Here is a 249-nt window from a genome sequence, read left to right as displayed (position 1 = left end):
GGCGGCATGGATGTTTCCGAGGCGAAGCGGTTGAGGGCCCTGGAGGAGGAGAACGGGAAGCTGAAGAAGCTTCTGGCCGAGCAGATGCTCGATGCAGCCGCACTTCGCGAGCTCCTTTCAAAAAATGGTAGGGCCCGCCGCCAAGCGCGCTGCGGTCGCGCATCTGCAGGCCGTCATGAGCCTGTCGGAACGGCGGGCCTGCTCGATCGTGGGTGCGGATCGGAAGATGATCCGCTATCGCTCCAGCCG

The 249-nt window shown here is 64.3% G+C and carries 1 pseudogene; it reads left to right on the top strand.

From position 1 onward, the window contains the following. A pseudogene (locus OWC48_RS46865) lies at positions 1–249 on the top strand (IS3 family transposase); the annotation flags it as partial.

The organism is Bradyrhizobium sp. Arg816, assembly GCF_029989365.1.
Taxonomy (GTDB): domain Bacteria; phylum Pseudomonadota; class Alphaproteobacteria; order Rhizobiales; family Xanthobacteraceae; genus Bradyrhizobium.
The sequence above is the reverse complement of the archived record's forward strand: the minus strand, read 5'-3'. Positions and strand labels throughout refer to the sequence as shown.